Source organism: Pleionea mediterranea (assembly GCF_003148745.1).
Taxonomy (GTDB): domain Bacteria; phylum Pseudomonadota; class Gammaproteobacteria; order Enterobacterales; family Kangiellaceae; genus Pleionea; species Pleionea mediterranea.
Genome location: NZ_QGGU01000001.1, coordinates 45,752 through 64,419, shown reverse-complemented (window position 1 = coordinate 64,419; position 18,668 = coordinate 45,752). Strand labels below are relative to the sequence as shown.

14 protein-coding genes are annotated in these 18,668 nt (G+C 42.7%); 7 read left to right on the top strand and 7 right to left on the bottom strand.

Annotated features, from left to right (window positions below; translation table 11 throughout):
• Nucleotides 1-170 precede the first annotated feature (170 nt).
• A complete protein-coding gene (locus C8D97_RS00275; protein ID WP_109761334.1) occupies nucleotides 171-659 on the top strand; it encodes a DUF2165 family protein in 489 nt (162 codons plus the stop codon).
• Nucleotides 660-727: 68 nt separating this feature from the next.
• Here the strand turns inward: C8D97_RS00275 and C8D97_RS00270 are convergent, their stop codons facing one another.
• Both C8D97_RS00270 and C8D97_RS00265 read right to left on the bottom strand, forming a co-directional pair.
• The gene (locus tag C8D97_RS00270) at nucleotides 728-2,638 is read right to left on the bottom strand and encodes an alpha/beta hydrolase family protein (RefSeq protein WP_109761333.1); all 1,911 of its coding nucleotides are present in this window, start codon (nucleotides 2,636-2,638) and stop codon (nucleotides 728-730) included.
• A 10-nt stretch (nucleotides 2,639-2,648) separates the two neighbouring features.
• Complete coding sequence (locus tag C8D97_RS00265; RefSeq protein ID WP_109761332.1) at nucleotides 2,649-3,161, bottom strand: tetratricopeptide repeat protein; 513 nt, start codon at nucleotides 3,159-3,161, stop codon at nucleotides 2,649-2,651.
• Between the two features lie 164 nt (nucleotides 3,162-3,325).
• On the opposite strand from C8D97_RS00265, the gene tesB reads away from it, so the two are divergent.
• The gene (tesB, locus tag C8D97_RS00260) at nucleotides 3,326-4,186 is read left to right on the top strand and encodes an acyl-CoA thioesterase II (RefSeq protein ID WP_109761331.1); all 861 of its coding nucleotides are present in this window, start codon (nucleotides 3,326-3,328) and stop codon (nucleotides 4,184-4,186) included.
• An 89-nt stretch (nucleotides 4,187-4,275) separates the two neighbouring features.
• Here tesB and C8D97_RS00255 read toward each other — a convergent pair whose 3' ends face one another.
• Nucleotides 4,276-5,268 carry an HpcH/HpaI aldolase/citrate lyase family protein gene (locus tag C8D97_RS00255; RefSeq protein WP_109761330.1) on the bottom strand — a complete coding sequence of 331 codons (993 nt, stop codon included), beginning with the start codon at nucleotides 5,266-5,268 and terminating at the stop codon, nucleotides 4,276-4,278.
• Nucleotides 5,269-5,569: 301 nt separating this feature from the next.
• Between C8D97_RS00255 and C8D97_RS00250 the strand changes: the two genes are divergently transcribed.
• Genes C8D97_RS00250 through C8D97_RS00235 form a run of 4 tightly spaced genes read left to right on the top strand, consistent with a single transcriptional unit; the run spans nucleotide 5,570 to nucleotide 10,374 of the window.
• Complete coding sequence (locus tag C8D97_RS00250) at nucleotides 5,570-6,691, top strand: HpcH/HpaI aldolase/citrate lyase family protein (protein WP_109761329.1); 1,122 nt, start codon at nucleotides 5,570-5,572, stop codon at nucleotides 6,689-6,691.
• Between the two features lie 2 nt (nucleotides 6,692-6,693).
• Complete coding sequence (locus C8D97_RS00245) at nucleotides 6,694-8,343, top strand: acetate--CoA ligase (protein ID WP_109761328.1); 1,650 nt, start codon at nucleotides 6,694-6,696, stop codon at nucleotides 8,341-8,343.
• The gene (locus C8D97_RS00240; RefSeq protein WP_245411366.1) at nucleotides 8,340-9,272 is read left to right on the top strand and encodes an HpcH/HpaI aldolase/citrate lyase family protein; all 933 of its coding nucleotides are present in this window, start codon (nucleotides 8,340-8,342) and stop codon (nucleotides 9,270-9,272) included. The genes C8D97_RS00245 and C8D97_RS00240 overlap by 4 nt, the downstream gene beginning before the upstream one ends.
• Before the next feature lies 1 nt (nucleotide 9,273).
• Entirely contained in the window at nucleotides 9,274-10,374 is a 1,101-nt protein-coding gene (locus tag C8D97_RS00235) for a MaoC family dehydratase (RefSeq protein ID WP_109761327.1), read from the top strand.
• A 58-nt stretch (nucleotides 10,375-10,432) separates the two neighbouring features.
• Here C8D97_RS00235 and C8D97_RS00230 read toward each other — a convergent pair whose 3' ends face one another.
• The 3 genes from C8D97_RS00230 to C8D97_RS00220 all read right to left on the bottom strand — a co-directional run bounded on the left by C8D97_RS00230 (nucleotide 10,433) and on the right by C8D97_RS00220 (nucleotide 15,381).
• Entirely contained in the window at nucleotides 10,433-13,771 is a 3,339-nt protein-coding gene (locus C8D97_RS00230; protein ID WP_109761326.1) for a ligand-binding sensor domain-containing protein, read from the bottom strand.
• 150 nt (nucleotides 13,772-13,921) lie between these two features.
• Nucleotides 13,922-14,857, bottom strand: coding sequence for a 1-aminocyclopropane-1-carboxylate deaminase/D-cysteine desulfhydrase (locus C8D97_RS00225; protein ID WP_170115090.1), 936 nt, complete (start codon nucleotides 14,855-14,857; stop codon nucleotides 13,922-13,924).
• Between the two features lie 314 nt (nucleotides 14,858-15,171).
• Nucleotides 15,172-15,381, bottom strand: a complete 210-nt coding sequence (locus C8D97_RS00220) for a hypothetical protein (protein WP_109761324.1) — start codon at nucleotides 15,379-15,381, stop codon at nucleotides 15,172-15,174.
• A 185-nt stretch (nucleotides 15,382-15,566) separates the two neighbouring features.
• Between C8D97_RS00220 and C8D97_RS00215 the strand changes: the two genes are divergently transcribed.
• Entirely contained in the window at nucleotides 15,567-16,184 is a 618-nt protein-coding gene (locus C8D97_RS00215; RefSeq protein ID WP_109761323.1) for an alpha/beta family hydrolase, read from the top strand.
• Between the two features lie 34 nt (nucleotides 16,185-16,218).
• Here C8D97_RS00215 and C8D97_RS00210 read toward each other — a convergent pair whose 3' ends face one another.
• Entirely contained in the window at nucleotides 16,219-18,435 is a 2,217-nt protein-coding gene (locus tag C8D97_RS00210; protein ID WP_109761322.1) for a winged helix-turn-helix domain-containing protein, read from the bottom strand.
• Nucleotides 18,436-18,668: the final 233 nt, after the last annotated feature.

Below are 18,668 nucleotides of genomic sequence, written 5' to 3'. Positions count from 1 at the left end.
CTTTTGATGGCTATCACCCTTTGTCTCTATCACCTTTACCGATATCAGGCTTACATCTTGATTGTCAGCTAAACTAGACTATTATTTGAATGGTAACCAATACAAAGTAAAATCTGATATTTATTATCATACTTTTTGAGGATTTAAATTAATTATAAGGAGAGTATCCCATGGCAATTCGCATACTAAAAATCATATTAATCACTTTCGTTGGATTGCAGGGATGGTTCTATGTTGCCGGTAATATTGCAAACTGGAGTACAGGTCTCGAAGCTATCGCCTATGTTACTGGTATGGCGGAGCATAATGTATACAGCACTCATATATTCCCCCCGATTACCAACCCAATAATAATAACCTTAATATTTATTTGTATTATTATTGGTGAGTTTCTGGTTGGCGCATTTTCACTTAAAGGAGCATGGGATCTCTGGAAGGTTCGGCATGATAGTTCAGATGTCTTTAACTCATCTAAAGGTTTTGCGATTCTTGGTTCTGGTATGGCCTTAGTTGTTTGGTTTGGAGGCTTTGTTGTGATTGGTGGTGCATTATTCCAAATGTGGCAAACAACAATAGGCGCTAATTCTTTTAAAGATGCATTTGTCTTTGCAGCAACCAGCGGCATTGTGTTGTTATTTGTCAATGCAAAAGATATTTAAGTCTATTGACTGACAAAACTAGTCCTTGAAAATTTTGTAGCCTTAGCTATTAACCGCTAAGGCCTCAATTATTTTCGTAGATACTTCATTAAAAACGATTTGATTTTATCGTTAATAAGATGCCTCGTGCTTACAGTGTCAAGTTGATGCTGACCTTCAGGAAAAACCTGTTGCTCAAAGATCTTACTGTGTGCCTTAAGTTTTTCAACTAATCGTTCACTCTGCATCGGTGACACAACAGAATCTTGGTTACCGTAAATCACAAGTAATGGTTTGGATAACCTGGCGATATGCTTTAATAAATTATTTTCATTGTGCCAGTCAATATTTTCAGGATCACCAAACTGCCGTTTAAATAATTCCTTATCTTGCTGTGTATCCAGCTCGCGATAAATCTCGGGTAAGCTGCTAACGCCTGACAACATGATCCCACAACTATAATCATCAGGATTCTCAATCAACTCCGATAACACGGCAAAAGCACCAAAGCTTGAACCGTATAAACAAATAGAATGTTCCGTTCCACTGTACTGCTCACGAGCCCAGTCCAGTGCGTCATCAATATCTTGCTCCAGTGTTGCACGTAACTGACCAAATGCTTTTGCTTGATGCAGCTTTCCAAATCCTGCTGAGCCACGATAGTTTACTGTTAAGGTTGCTATTCCCTGTTCTGCAAACCACTGCGCCTCAGGATCAAACCTCCAGTTATCTCTAACCTGAAACGGACCACCATGCAGTTTAACAATGATAAACTTTGTGGCTGATGAATCGCTTATGGTTAATGATTCTGTATCATTTTCCGTTTTCTGTTTTGCTGGCACTGTCAGGTAACCGGTAAGCTCCCCACTTTGAAAACGATTAATTGAAAAAGGAGTGGTTTGATGCCATGAATGGCCCTTATAGTAAGCCAAGGATTGATTTACAACTTTCAACGTTCGCGATTTAATCGCCACCCATAGAATTTGTGGCGGTAAAGTCGGCGACTCAGCATGTACCAGAAAAACGGAGTCATCATTACTTCTTTCCAATACTTTCCAATAAATATCATCATTATATTTATTAAGAATACTTTTTAGTTTCGCCATTGCGGGGCTAAAGGTAACGACTTCTGGCTTTTGACCGTCATAAGAAACAGAATCAACAGCTTCGCCGTTCGCTGTCAGAGTAAAGCCAGATAAATCAAAAGAGTTGTTACTGAATAAGATTGATAAACCATTACTGACTGAATACGCCAGTAAACTCTCGGTATTCAGATTATTGGAGGATAAAGCCCATAGTTTTTGACAGCTGGCATCAACTTTAACACCTGTAACCGATGAGAGTTTATCAAAAGTGTGCCACTGTTTACCTGAATCAACTTGTTCCGATGCTTCGGAATTTTCTATCGACTGATGGCTGGAGTTATTTCCATTATAAAACTGCGAATGCAATAAAACTTGTCCGTTATTTTTTATCGCAAGACAGGGATTATCATTACTATCGACGGTTAATGAAACAATGCCTTCGGGCACTTGCATTACTTGAGTAATTTGACGACGTAAAAAATCAAACCATATAAGCTGCTGTTGACTCAGTAACCAGTAGCCACCTTTATTGTTTTGACCATTGACAAAAGAAACACTGGATTGTTTTTTAAGAACCAACGTCTGCTTTTTATTCTCAATATCGAATTCATACACATAATGCCATTGGCTGGCTTTTACAATAAATAAAAGTCGATTGCTTCCAGAAAACCTGGCATCGACAAATTGAGTCTCAATGGGCAGCTCTATTTGTAAGTGCTTATCATCCTTAACCGCCTGTAGTAAAAGCGCCTGCTCAATTCCTTGTTCGAGCCATAATATGCGCTCACCGCTTGGCGATAATGCCACGGGCGATATACCATCGTTAGAAAACCAGTCGTTAATATCAAAAGTGCTTGCTGAAACAATAAGACTTAACGAGTAGAGTACACTGCATAATAGAAAACGTAATGTCATAAAATATATCTTAAGGTTGTAATAGTAATTGTTGTTTTAATTGTTTTGCTGGCGCGTAATTTCTCTGCGCGGCACGATTTAAATAATAACGCGCTTCCGTTTCATCTTTGGCCACGCCATAGCCATTAATATAGTGATGATAAAGCATTAGCATGGCTTTATCGATGCCACGCTGGGCGGCAAAATAATACAGCTTGGCTGCTTGATGGTAATCTTGCTCGGTGCCACGACCATGATAATAAAGATCCGCCAGTAAGGTCATCGACTTTGGATTTTGCGTGGACGAAGCTCGGTGACACCAGTTAAATGCAGCATCATCGTCTATTTCTGCTCCTACGCCATTACTAAAACGAAAGCACAGTGCATGTGCGGCATTGAGATCACCTTCATTGGCTTCGCTAGTCAATGTATCAATACTTTTTTCCATTGAGGTTAAGTTGGCGCAACTGCTGATCAAACAAACGATGATCACTGAACAAAACAGCCTGACTATTCCATGGATGAAAAAACGATCACTTAACATAAATCAATCTCTCTTTAGTAAAGATCTACCTGAACAACAGCAGCATTAATTGAAACCTTTAATCTATTGCCATTCTCTGCGGTGCGTACTCCGGAGTCAATGCTATTGCCTGTAAAAAATATTCACCTACAATAGTAACTACAAAACATTAATAGAGAGTTATTATGAGCCAAGTGCTAGAAGAACTGGTTGAATTGTTGCAGCTGGAACCCATAGAAACCAACTTGTTCCGTGGGCAAAGTCAGGATCTTGGCTTTCCACAACTGTTTGGAGGTCAAGTTATTGGTCAGGCTCTATCAGCAGCCAAACAAACACTTGATGTCGATCGAGTCTCTCACTCTTTCCACAGCTACTTTTTATTACCAGGCGATTCCTCAAGACCGGTTGTTTACGACGTAGAATCCATCCGTGATGGCCGCAGCATCTCTACCCGTCGGGTAAAAGCCATCCAGAATGGCAAAACCATCTTTTATATGACGGCATCGTTTCATATATCAAACGATGGCTTCGATCATCAGGCGTCCATGCCAAATGTTACTCTGCCCGATGATCTGCCTTCGGAACTCGATATTGCCCGACAATACGCCGAACATATTCCGGAAAATTTACGCACCCGTTTTATTTGTGAAAAACCGATTGAAATGCGACCGGTTGAATTTCACAACCCACTTAAACCAGAAAAAGCCTCCCCGCAGCGCCACATCTGGATGAAAACCAACGGCAAGCTGCCCGATGATTTAAGGATCCATAAATATATACTCGCCTATGCTTCCGACTTTGGCTTTTTACCCACCGCAGCGTTGCCCCATGGCGTTTCGTTTTTAACCCCCAAACTGCAAATGGCCACCATCGATCACTCAATGTGGTTCCACCGTGAATTTCGTTTTGATGACTGGCTTCTGTACGTTATAGATAGCCCATCATCATCGCATCAACGAGGATTTGTATTAGGTAAGGTCTATGATCAACAGGGCCGGCTGGTTGCCAGCACCGCTCAGGAAGGCATTATGAGGTTTAAGCAGTAATAAGACCAAAAGTGCGACCTTACCCCAGGTAAGTGTCGCACAACTCATCATCCCTTTACTTTTCTATCAAAGAGCATCTGTCAAAAACTTCATTCGAAAAAGCGCTGTCGAACATCATCCGGTAATGTTTGCCCCATCACATGGGCGCGTTGCAATAGTTGCCAGTAATAACGATAGGTCGCCCGATCATGAAGCTCGCCTTTAAACTGAATAGGTCCCCACTCAGAATCTTGCGCCGCCGTCAGGATACCAATGGCATCTTCTATTTCGGAATAATCCGGTTTCATGGCATCGATGATGGCGTTAATTTGTGTCGGGTAAATGCTCCACATGCGTAGAAATCCAAACTCATTTCGGGCGCGCTCCGCGTCTTTATAAGTCTGGTAGGGATTTTTTAGATCAAGGGTAACGTTGTGCGCAGGAACAATACCATTGGCCAAAGCGGCAGCGGTCATTTCGGCTTTAGCGCGTGCCAGAATGGGGTGATCAAATTGTCCTGGTGAACGCATCGCCGAAGCCGGTATGGCCCCCTGATGAGCCGAAACAAAGTCCATCATGCCAAAGTCAAGAACTTGCAACCAGGGAACTTTTGCAATATCCCAAACCTCTTTTAGCGCACCGTGGGTTTCGATTAATACATGGATTGGGATTTCACGTTCAATGCCAGACTTTTTCGCCACCTGCTGAATATAGTCAACCATTTCAGCCACCTGGCTGGCTTCGGTTGCCTTGGGAATAGTGATATAAGCCACCCGCTCGCCTATTTTGGGCACCAGAATATCCACGTCCTGTTTCCAGTCCGGGTGAGAATAATCGTGGATCCGTACCCCGGCCATATTGTGTTTGTTATCGTCCGAACCGATGACAGCGGCGACCATTTCCGCGTGCTCAACTTCTTTACCCGATGCCGCACCGTCTTCACAATCGCAGGTAATGTCAAACACAGGGCCTATTTTCTCTTGCAGCGACATGGCTTTGCGGATCAGTTTTTCACTTCCGGCAAAATGTTCACAGCTTGGGATCACCGGAAACGGCTTCTCTCCCTCAAATAATGCATCGTTAGGGTGCACTGTCTGGCTCATGGCCAACCTCCTGTAACTTGTTAAATGTTAAGCACTTTTAAGATTTCAGACCCCGTATTGTAAATACCATATCCGCTACGGGTGTTGATCCTGATTAATTTTTGCACCGCAATAAACCGAATACAACCATACTAAAGTCGGATTTTTATGGCAACAAAAAATTCAAACAAGTGATTGAAATGAGCGTTTAACTATGCTTTAGTATTATTGCGCTGCAATATAAAACCATAATAATGGTAGACCAGAGTCAGCCCTTACCAAGCCGTCTCTGCCACAAGGTACAATTGGATAGGACCCGATCATGAACTACGAATACGCATTTCTCGACAATGTCGACGAACAGTTAGTATTGGGCGGATTTTGGCCGGGGATACAGCTTTATTATCCCCCGGTTAAGTACAATCCCGCGCAAGGTCAGTATGAAACCATGGAACAGGCCGCAGATCGCATACGCAGACACGCGCATCATTGTCCGGCTCACACACTGCTCTTTGATCTGGAAGACGGTTGCCGACAAAAAGAAATGAGTCGCGAACTGCTCAAGCAGGAACTGCCGAAATTTCCCGAGCGCGACTTTCAGATTGCCCTGCGGATCAACCCTTTTCGTACGCCAGAATACGAAAAAGATCTGGAATTAATAAAAGCCGTCAAAGAACACATTGATGTGATTATTCTGGCCAAAGCCGGTGAAGTCTATGGCGCCGCTGAAATTCGCGATCTGTCTTCCTGGCTGGTTGGCGTGAATGAAAAAATTGAAATTCAGCCGATCATCGAACACCCCCGCTCACTGAAACTGGCACCCGATTTGATGCAGTTTTCATCGGTGACTCATGTGGTATTCGGTATACACGATTTTTCCAAAGCCATGGCGATCCACTTAACGCCAGAAGGCTGGATCGATGAATTAAGAACTTATTTACGTAACTTGTTACTTGAAGCCCGAATTGCCGGTAAAGGCGTAATTGGTGGGGTAGAAGTTCTGATCAATGAAACCGCGATGCCCGAAAACTTTATTGAGCCGCACGATGTAAGACGCTGGCTCGATTTGCACGGTGATCATAATTCCCATGTAGTGCATCGCCATGCCGTGGAAGAAGCACAAATGGGGCTTACCGGAAAACAGGTTATTCACCCCTACCATATCCACCTGTGTAAAGTGGCCTTTACGCCGAGCCCTCTGCAAATTAATCGTAACGTGAAGGTTTTACAGGCGGCGATTGATGCCGATGCTCTGTTAGGTGGTGCCATACGGTTTGAAGGCGAAATGCTGGATCCCCCCATGTTTGGTAAAGCACTGCAAACCTTGTTACGCGCCTACGCGTTAAAAGCCTTAAGCGACGACAACAAAGCCTTTGCCATGGATGTACTGAAACGACTGCCCGTGCATGTGATCCGTGAAAACTGGCCGTATGGGAAAATTTAATTATGAATGAATTAAACCAATACCTGAGATCCGATGTTGCCGCACCAGAACAATGGGAATGGCAACTGCCCGACCATTTTAATATTGGTGAAGCCTGTATCGATCGTCATCTTGAACATCAGCCAGACAGCACGGCGTTTATTCTGGAAGATGCCCATAGAGGCACCTCGGCACTGACTTACGAACAACTCTATCAACGCACATGCGCATTTGCTAACCTGCTTGCCAGCCTTAAGTTTGATGTAAGTGATCGATTACTCATTCGACTGCCCAACTCGCTTGAATACCCCACTGCATTTTTTGGCTGTTTAAAATACGGTGCCATTGCCGTACCGACATCCACCTTGCTGTCCGCGGATGAAGTGGCCTATCTGGCGAAAGATTCGGGTGCACGGGCACTGGTTACGGATAAAGCCATGTGGAGCGAGCTTGCTGACTCACTGGCCGATTGCCCCCAGTTAAAACAGGTACTGCTTACAGGTGACGGAAATCTGCGCGACCTGCCCAGCGTCGGCAATATCCAGTTGATTGATCTGGACGCAGAGTTAAACAGTCAACGTAAAAGTTTTCGCTGCCATAAAACACGAGCCGATGATCCGGCTTATCTGGTTTATACCTCTGGTACCACCGGGTTTCCTAAAGGCGTATTGCATGCTCACCGGGCACTGATTGGTCGATTGCCAGCTTCTGAGTTCTGGTTTAATTTTCAGGGCAAGGATCGCATTCTTCACTCCGGTAAATTCAACTGGACTTACGTACTGGGCTCCGCCCTGATGGATCCGCTGTTTCACGGCAAAACCGTCGTGGTGTATGAAGGACCGAATGACGCCACCACCTGGCCGCGTCTTATCAAAAAACACCAGTGCACTACCTTTATAGGCGTACCGACCATTTATCGGCAAATTATTCAGAAGACCAATCTAGACAAAAAAGACGTTCCGTCACTGAATCACTGCATGAGCGCGGGCGAACACCTCTCCGATGAAATGTTATTAGCCTGGCGCGCAAGATTCGGGCAGGATGTGTATGAAGCCATTGGCATGTCCGAGCTGTCCTATTATATTTCTCAGCACAAAGGTAAACCTATCCGGCCGGGTGCCGCAGGCTTTGCTCAACCGGGTCATCAAGTCAGCTTGCGCGATGAAAACCTGAATCCGGTAGCTGCCGGAGAAGAAGGCATGATTTGCCTGCCGCTGAACGATCCTGGATTATTCATTCGTTACTGGAACCTGCCCGAAGAAACCGATAAAGCCAAGCAACAAGGCTACTTTTTAACTGGCGATTACGCCCGGGTAGATGCCGAGGGGTATATCTGGTTTATTGGTCGCAAAGACGACATTATAAATACCTTTGGTTATCGGGTCTCACCTCACGAAGTGGAACGCGTTATGAAAACCCATCCGGCCATTGCCGATTGTGTGGCGCTTGGAGAAACCATTTCTAAAGATAAAACACTGGTTTCGGTGTGTGTGATCACTCATACCGATGCCCAGGTTAGCGAAGATGATTTACTCGCATTTGGTGCAGAACATCTGGCGAAATATAAAGCACCAAAAGTGATACACTTTATGAGCGAGTTTCCACGCACAAAAAATGGAAAAGTGTTGCGCAAACAACTCGTCCAACAATTAAACAGGGAGCAAACGGCATGAATTCATCACAACAGGTTTTAACCGAAACATCGTCCATGCCTTTTAACTATCGACCAAGACGGACCATGCTGTATGTTCCGGCTCATATTGAACGACACATTGAAAAGTCACGCACTCTCGATGCCGATTCAATTATTTTTGATCAACAGGAATCGGTTCCACCGCAACAAAAAGAGCAAGCTCGTGAAAACCTAAAGCAATATTTAAAACAGGGTGAGTTTGGTCATTCGGAAAAAATAGTTCGCATCAATCCGTTAAATTCCCCCTGGGGTTTTGATGACTTAAAAACTCTGGTGACACTGAATGTTGATGCCGTTACGTTTCCACGAATGGAAAGCCAGCAACAACTTGAAGAAGCCATCTATCATCTTGATCAAGCCGGTGGTCAACACTTAAAAGTCATGGTCAATATTGAAAGTCCATTAGGTGTACTAAACGCTAAAGAGATTGCAGCCAACCCAAGGCTGGAAGTCATTGTTATGGGAACGACGGATCTTGCCAATGAATTGAAGCTTAATCCAACACCCGATCGCAGTGGTTTAATCACCAGTTTATCGCTGGTTATTTTAGCCGCAAGAGCTTATAAAAAATGTGTCATTGATGGACCCCACTTTAATCTTAAAAATGTAGAAGCCTGTGAGTTTTCCTGTCGACAGGCACGTGATCTGGGCTTTGATGGCAAAACCGTTATACATCCAATTCAACTGGATTACACCAACGATGCCTTTACCCCAAAGCGTGATGAAATTAATCGAGCAAAAAAGATATTAGACGCTATTGAACAGGCGAATAAAAACGATCGATCAATGGCAGTCATTGATGATCGACTGGTAGAGCCTTCACTGGCCGAGTGGGCAGAAAGAGTACTTGCGGTGTATAAAACGGTTCATAAAATTGGTCAAAGCGAGCTCTGTGGTCCGGAGAAGTAACATGAACCAAACAACCAATTCCAAATTACCTAAGCGGTTTTTGACGGAAAAAACCTTTCAGGGTTATTTTTTTGAAGACTTTGAAATCAATCAACAGCTAATTCATGGTACGCCGCGAACCATTACTTCTGGCGACATCAGCCTCTACATTGCATTAACCGGAAGTCAGCACCTACTCAATTGCGCCGAAACGGTGGCGCAGGCCTGTGGGTTTAAGCGACTACCGATTGATAACCTGCTGCTGTTTCATATTGCCTTTGGTAAAACCGTTCCGGATATTTCATTAAACGCCGTAGCCAATCTCGGTTATGCCAACTGCCGCTTTTCATCTCCGATTTTTGCAGGCGATACCATCAGTGTTACTTCAAAGGTTATCGGATTAAAAGAAAACAGTAACGGAAAAACGGGTATTGTTTACGTTCATTCAATCGCTAAAAATCAACACGACACAACCGTAGTTGAATGGAAACGTTGGGTGATGGTGCATAAAAAAACACCCTCAGCACCAATGGGTATTGACCATATACCGGATCTTGAATCATCGGTCACAATTAATCAGAATCTAATACCTGATGATTTAAATTTTGATAACTTTTCCAGTGACTGGACAGCTTGTAAACACCGTTTAACTCATTATCAAGTTGGCGAAATCATCAATCATCGTCAGGGCATGACGATAAACGATTCCGATCACTCACTCGCCACACGTCTATACCAGAATAATGCCCGTGTTCATTTTGATCAGCATATGATGTCGCAGTCTGCTGCCGGGAAAAGACTGGTGTATGGCGGTCATATTATGTCCCTTTGCCGTGCCATCACTCACAGTGGTCTGGCAAATGGTCTATGGTTAACGGCCATAAATGGTGGCGCTCATTTAAATCCAAGTTTTGCTGGTGATACGGTTTATGCCGCATCCATAATTCTGGATAAAGGCCATTTTGATAACCGTGAAGATATTGGTTGGCTGCGTCTAAAAACCTATGGCTTTAAGAATATCGATGAAGAGACAATCAATGAGCTAATGATGGAACCTGAACAATTACGAATATCAAAGCAATGCGTTCTTGAGCTCGACTACACCTTACTGATGCCAAATTAACTTTGGCTAAAAAACAGGTTTAATCATTCTGATTTACAAAAAACTGGACGACGGCTATTTAATGCCTTCCTTGCGTCCAGTTTAGCTTAGAAACATTATCAGAAGTAATGACTTCGACTAATCCCTGCTCTATAAGTTGCTCTGTGTTATTCAGTACATCCGAAACTATCACTTCGTCTTTTTTGTAATGACCATTCAAACCTATCCAGCAATTTTTCCCACTGGCTTTTGCACAATAAAGAGCAATATCTGCAATTTGAATCACCTGTTCAGGTAACAATTGAGCCGGACAAAGACTGGAAAAAGGGTAAGGTGCAAAACCAATGGAGCAACGCAAGGGAATCGTTAAGTCAGCACTAATATTTATCTCTTCGCTATGGAATGCTTGCTGTATCCTTTCTGCGATGAGAGCGGATTCACTACGAGGTGTATCACGCATCACCAGTAAAAACTCCTCTCCACCATAACGCACCACATAATCACCTTCACGACTAACAGCGGTGAGTATTTGACTTATTTGAATAAGCACTTTGTCGCCAACAGTATGACCATAACGATCATTGATGCTTTTAAAATCATCAATATCAACCAGATAAAATTGTAGGTCATGCTTTTGGATGTCCGGCAAATTAAGAAGATCGGTCTCCAGGCTAATATAAGCCCGATTAACACGGCCGACATCTTTTTCAAGATACTGGTACATCATACGTCGATTGCCCAGCCCTGTCAGGCTATCGGTCATACTGACCTTTTCAAGTTTTTCGTTAGCATGTTGCAATTCACTGTTTAATGACTTCAGTTGCTCATTTTTATTTTTTAACTCCTGCGTTCGGTGCTCAACCAGATAATGCAATCGTTCAAGCATTAACTTATGTTGTCTGCGATAGCGACGCCAAAGTTCAAAGCTGCCCCAGATTACAGACATAATTAAAATTAAATAAGAAAAATATGCCCAGCCACTAAGCCACCAGGGAGGCTGTAACTGTATATCAATTTTTAAAAGCTTATCGCTCCATACGCCATAACTATTTTTTGCTTTTACTTCTAACCGATAATACCCAGCCGGTAAACTATTAAAGCTGGCGCTTCTTACTTTTCCTTCATTGAATACCCAATCATCCTGATACCCCAACAATCGATAAGCAAAAATATTTTTATCAGGTGCCAAATAGTCACTTACTGCAAAAGAAAAAAACAACTGTTCGTAATCCTTTTCAAACGTAAGTTGTTTTGGTGAAAAAACATCACCTTGCATACTTAAATGATTAGTCGCTTGCTCAACTGACTGGTTATTGACTCTTAAGTCACTTAAGTAGACTTGATGCTCACCCGTATTGGGCATTAACTTGGAAGGGTCAATAATCACCAATCCTTTTAGTGAGCCATAATAAAGTCGTCCGGAATCATCCTTAAAATACGCCCCCGAATTAAACTCAGAATGTGGCAAGCCATGTACTTTATTTAAGCTGATAAACTTTTTTTTGCCTGGAGAAAATCGAGCTAATCCCTGATTGGTAGAAACCCAAAACCAACCTTGCTGATCTTGCGTAATGCTATAGATTACATCGTTTGGTAATCCATCCGACTCGCGAAAATAAGTGAATACTCTTGACTGAAGATTTAATTGCCCTAAGCCCTGTCCATAAGAACCCACCCACATGGTCTGCGAGTTAGGCTGATAAAAACTCCATATTGAATTACCGGGAGCTCTCAGTCGGTTCGGCATATTAAAATGGATATGTTCAACTACGCTTTTTTGTATCGGATCTACAATAAAATAGCCTTGTGTATCCGTGCCCACCCAGAGCATCCCATCCATCGAAAGATGCACCTGCGCCACTCTATCAATCAGTGAATTTTGTGATAATGATATTCGATTATATTGTCCTGTTTCATCATTAAACCAGAACAAGCCTTTATCATAAGTGCCAACCCAAAGTGTATTTTTTGAGTCTTCAAGCACACCGCGAATTAAGTCACCAGTACTTAGAGCTGCTTCAATATTTTGTCCCAAGTATTCAAAACCTTGATCGGTAAGCTTTAATAATCCTCGATCAGTACCAATCAAAAAATCACCATTATTGCGCTGATAAAAGTTTCGAACCGTATTACTGGGTAACGTAAAACTGGGTTGCTTTTGGTAATAATTTTCAGCACTCATTGCAAGCCCACTCGCGTCACTCACTCGCTTATATTGAGTATAAGACTTACCATTACCATCAGAAAGCAATACGCCAGCATTATCAGTACCTACCCATAGCTCACCTGTCTCGGAACGATAAATGGATCGAATGCTGGGCTCAACAATCTCTCCATTGTTGGTTGAAAAAACTCGGGTGGTGTCTATACCTTGCAATGACGGGATTAGTTTTATCGCCCCACTTAACCAGGTACCTAGCCACATAACATTGTCTCGTGACTGATATATAGAAGTAATATGGTTATCCGGTAAATTTCCGTATGAGGGATTTTTTTTCAAATGATGCAACGACTGATTGTTTTCATCAATTATCAGTATTCCCTGTGTTTCGGTTCCAATCCATGTGCGCCCGGCCGAATCCTGAAAAATATCAATTAACCGTTCATGAGCAACTTTTCGATTAAGCTGGCCAATAAGCGAAGAAGCAATTATTTCCCACTCGCCTTTGTTATTGTTGTATACCGATACGGAGGATTCATTAAGTACCCAAAGCCGACCTCGAGCATCCAGTAATGTTTGCACGACTCGTGTCGCAGGCTGACTATACGATGCCAGTTTCGTAAACCTGCCATAGTTCAATGTATACAGCCCTTGCTCAGTAGCAATATAAAAACGATTTTCTTCCGTGATCATTAAATGATTCACCTGATTGTTGCCTTCAATCCAGAATGAATCTTTTCTGATTAACTCAATATTTTCATCGACACCCAGTGAAAATAAGCCCCGCTCAGTAATAAACCAGATATTGTTATCAATATCTTTGCTGCAACCAATCACTTGTTTGCCAGCTTCGGCACCAAATATGTCACTGAGTAAAAATTCTTTCCACTGCCGGCTCGAAGCTGAGTAATAAAGCACACCGCCATCCAGAGAGCCCGCCCATAATCCATTTTCGGAGTCACATAATGAAGAAAAGCTAAACAGAGACTGTAGTTCTTTAGCAGTCGACTGGATATTTTTGTGACTAATGCCATCAAACTGAGAGATCCCTTCATCGGTGGCAAAATAAATGAACCCAAATTGATCCTGAGTAATCGCTCTAACTGTCGACTGAGGTAATCCAGACTCCACATCAATGGTTTCAAGCTGATGATAGATAGGGCTACTGGCAAAACTGTTGACACTTGCCAGCAAAAATAAACCGCAAAGAAGTGCAGCAATAGACTTGATATTATAAGGTGCTGTACAGTTACTCACACTTGTTCAACCCCTTTTGATTATTCGAATACAACAGCTCATCAGTATAAGCTTAACCCAGCTCAAACAAACTGCAAGGTTATTAATACCAGAGGCATTTTAAGAGTACTCTTTAAAAAGCAGCCCATGTAAACACAAAATGCTCTTTGCTCAGGTGTCACCTTGTAACCCCCCGGTATGCCACAACAGGACCTGTTTATTGTCGAGCATGCCCGAGTCACAATAAGCCTTAACCGCATTGAGCATTTTAACGGAGTAAACAGGTTCTAGTGGCAACGACCAGAGCTGCTCATAATAGGCTTTCTGCTTTTTAATTTCAGGCGTAATCTTTGCAAATCCTTTGTCGCAAAATCGATGCTCTAAAGTCAGCGATTTTGGCCAGGGGGTATTCGCCTGCTTCGCCAATTTACCTAATGACTGGCTGATTGACTCGGCTCCTTTTAAAACCACCACGGCAATCACCTGTGTATGCCAGCCCTTTTTATCGATGGCAGCAGCAATACCTAAAGCGGTACAGCCGGTGCCTGCCGGTACAAAAATCACATCAGGGATCTGTGTTAATTCATCCACCGCCAACATAATGCCGTTAAACGCTTCGACATTGCTACCACCTTCCGGCAGCCATTCAATCGATGACTCAGCTTCACTTAACAAATCTTTTTCTTTAACCAATAACCGGACATTTTCAAAGTTTTCTCGACACTGTCGAAACGTTAATTTATCCACAAATGTCAGCTTTACCTGCCAACGTTTTAAATCAGACAGCGTTGAATGATAGTGTTCCGGTTCGTGACCACGAACCAGTGCTAAGAGTGGAATCGATTTTTGATAACATAAATAACCTAACGCATGCAGATAGTTTGAGCGATTTCCCCCCATGGTAACCACCTGCTGCGGAGGACTTACCTGCCAACGCTGTATCAGTGAATAAAGTTTTCTTGCTTTATTGCCAGAAATAAAAGGGTGAATAGTGTCGTCTCGTTTAATCGACAAGCTGACACGCGAAGCCCAGTCTGGAGAAGGCAAACACTGAATTGCTGAAGGAAGTTGCCAGTCATTCGGGTATTGAGGGTGTTTTATTGCCACTGATGACAAGATCCTGAGTTGAAAAACTGCCAATGATCTTATCAGTCGGAGAAGATTTATCAATTACTCCATTGAGCATCTTGAATTTTTAAGTTGGCTGAATAATTTTGTGCAACAAAGAATGCAACAAGTCAAACTCGCAACTGGTAAAGATAAACACGATCTAGGGAACTAAGAATTTTAATATTGAGCCAACTACAACTCATGCTTCGCATTGACTATCGGCTTAAAGACCTCGAGTAACGAGGCTCAAATTAAGAGTGTCGAAACCACCTCGGCAATTTTTGCCGATACAATCTCAACCATGCAAGCAACTAGAGGTTAGCGGCTTGCGACATTATCAGCCATGACGTATTACGATTTCGACGTTCACGACTAACTCTGCGATCCAGTCCAAAATCATTTAATAAACTTTCCAGCCGACGATTGTTATTGGTTCGGCGACGATCAATACGACGCTCGGGTCCAATGTAGCAACGTTCACCATCCATTTCTTCAAAAAATGCTTTTGGTGTATCACTCATTGTTTACCACCTCTTTTAAATAAAAGATTATCTGCACAAACTTGTTTAAAATTCATACAGTCCTTGGCATTGTAGCCTTATCCCCTGCTTTTTCCAAAAGTTTCCGAGATATTCGGTGAATTATCGCGGATAATAGGGCCTAATTTGTACGCATATTTCAATCAGAGATTAAAACGGTGGTGATTATGCAGTTAATTGATAATCTGAGTCCAGGTAAAAAAGTCACACTTTTACTGGCTCATGGTGCCGGAGCGCCGGCGCAATCGGAGTTTATGACTCAGATGAAAGATTTCATCGGTCAGTACAACATCCAGATTGTTCGCTTTAATTTCCCTTATATGGTTGAGATGATATCACAAAACAAACGTCGTCCGCCAAACCCTGTGAAACAGCTTATTCAAAGTTTGAATGGTTTAATTGATGAGCTGCCCGATATGCCATTGATCATTGGCGGTAAATCCATGGGCGGCCGGGTAGCAACACTGTGTGCTGATCACCCAAAAGTTTTAGCGACGCTGGCACTGGGCTACCCGTTTCATCCGCCAGGAAAACCCGACAAACTTCGCACCGATCATTTAATGACCATGACCAAACCTTGCTTAATTGTTCAGGGTGAACGAGACACCTTTGGCACCAAACACGAAGTCGACCAATACCCATTAAGCCAATCAATCAATGTAAACTGGATCCCCGATGGCGATCACAGCTTTAAACCCCGAAAATCCTCAGGATTAACTCTGAATGAAAATATGATGTTAGCCGCTAAGTTGTCAGCAGAATTTATCAACGATCAAATCGCCTGAAGTGTTTAATTCGACTCAGGCGATCTTTAGTGGATTAATCTGGCGCGATTAGCTCGATGACTTCTTTTTTTGCTGAAATAGCCTGCTTCACCAGTATCTGATCATCACGTTTATCACTAATATAGTTAACCAGATGACTCACCCTTCTGTGGTACTGAAACTGTTCAGTATCAACCTGATAGGACCAAAGTCGGGCATCGTCACTGATGCCATACAAAGTGTTTGCTTCTGCTGTAAATCGGCGCGCATCATTCATACCCGACAAGCGCTCTATTTTGTAAGCTTCTATCGATCCTTTCGGATGACGCCAAATTTGATACTGATCATCCTGAAAAATTACGTCACCATTGACCAACTGCTCTGCCCATAAAACAGCTTGTTCAACAATAATTTTTCGTGCCTGGGTTTTAAGATTGAACAATACTAATTGTTCTTCACCCTGAAAAAGTTCTGACAATAAAGCGATATCCTCACTCACCCAACCCATCAACTGAGTAACAATACCCGCCGACTCAATGGTTAAGTAATTACCATCGACATCCATACGATAGAGTTGTCCATTGGCAGCAATCAATAACCATTCAATCTCGGGATGCCAGCTAAACCCATTAATATGACTATCTCTATTAAATTGTGTCACTGGCCAGGATGATTCTTTATGATGTAGCCAAATTTGCCGAGTTCCAGAACGCAAAGAACTAAAAGCAATCATGTCGCCATTAGGCTGAAAAATAGCGTCAGCATCGTCGTAAATTGATCGCTCAAAACTTGGGTGAGGTTGATTCAGAAAAACACTATTCTTTGATTTATCAGAAAACATTTCAGAGCTGGGCTGTTTTGATTCTAGAAGGTCAAGTAACGCAATATCGCCATCAACCACTCCATGACTCGCCAATAACCGCTGTCCATCAGGATGCAACAATGGCTGGTACAGGTGTTGATTCAACGCCACCGTGACCGGCTTTATTTGACCATAAAAACTTAAGATGAATAACTGGGTTCCCGTTGAAAACAGTAACTGCTCCTTTCCCGGATCAAATCTGGGATAAATCGCCTGACGTAACGGGTTACTCGATGGCCAGATCAACGGTGAAGAAGACAACACCTGACCAGACGGTTCCAGTAACTCCAGAACATATTGGTTGTTTTGATCGATCGCTATAGCGGCCATTAGATTATGATCAATGGAATAACTTAAATGCAGCAACCGCTTATTTGTCGGTTTATATAAATTAATGGTGATATTTTGTTCGGGTATATACTTGATAATTTGACTCGATTCACCCGCTTTGCTCTGTAAAAAAACAACACTGCTATCCTTTAACCAATGTGGTGACGAAAGTTTTGCATCCGAACAAGACAATAGTGTTTCAGGAAACTGAGGCTCGGACAGCGCAGCTTTAAAATTTAACGTCATTAAATGAAAACAAGTATTTATTAAAGGCTTTTCACCACATTCTTCCCGCGCAAGAAAAACCAGTTTTTCGCCATCGGGTGAAAAGCTGTGACTGCCGTAACGACCAAAATCATTGGTTAAAGACCACTCTTTTTCTGTCGCTAAATCTTTCACCCAAAGATTATTCACACACTGTCCGGTATAACGATGAAAAACCGCGTATTGACCGTTGGGTGAGTAATTGGCATCAAACTCTTTGGCATCACTGGAGGTTAACGGCTGCATTGTAGAAAAAACTAATTCACCGGCTCGTTCAGTGAAACCGCCCTTAAAGAGCCCGTTCATAAAGTAAATAGCAAACAACAGCAAACCAGCAATGCCCGCGGTGTACACACTTTTTAACTTATAGGTTTGCCAAGCCGACTGTTTCGTCTTATCTGAGCGATTAGAGGTTATAGTATCTAGATTTGGATCAACTATCTGTGCAGAGCAATCTTGCTGGTTGTCGCCTGACATTTTGGGCGCATCATGAGAAGGCGCCTCCCAGTATACTGGTACCTCAAGACTGTAACCTCTTTTGGAATGAGTTTTAATCATTCGTTGATGCTTACCATTGTCACCCAGAGCTTTTCGCAATTGAGTAATGCAACGTTGCAATGAATTATTCGACACAACCCGACCTGGCCAGACATCCTGCAGAATTAAATCCTGACTCAACACCTGCCCCGGACGTTGAGCCAAATAAAGTAACACTTCCAATGTTTTTGGTGGTAGAGCATAAGGCTGTCCATCACGAATAATTAAATTCCTCGATGGGTCGGCACAAATATCCTCTAGCCAAAAAGATTTATTCATTGTCTGTCTCGGTTGCTTGATTAACAGTCACCATAAAGTTTTAACTTTACCACAGTTGCCGGGCACACTAACGATACAGGCCAATGTGAATGCCTGATTATCAAACAACAACCTCACTAAATCAGAAAAAAATCAGGTTTTTTTCATCCATTATTCATGCACCTGACTGAAATAATCGTAATGCTGGCATTTGTGTGTTGACTGCATACATCCTGACCGTTGAGACGATCGTA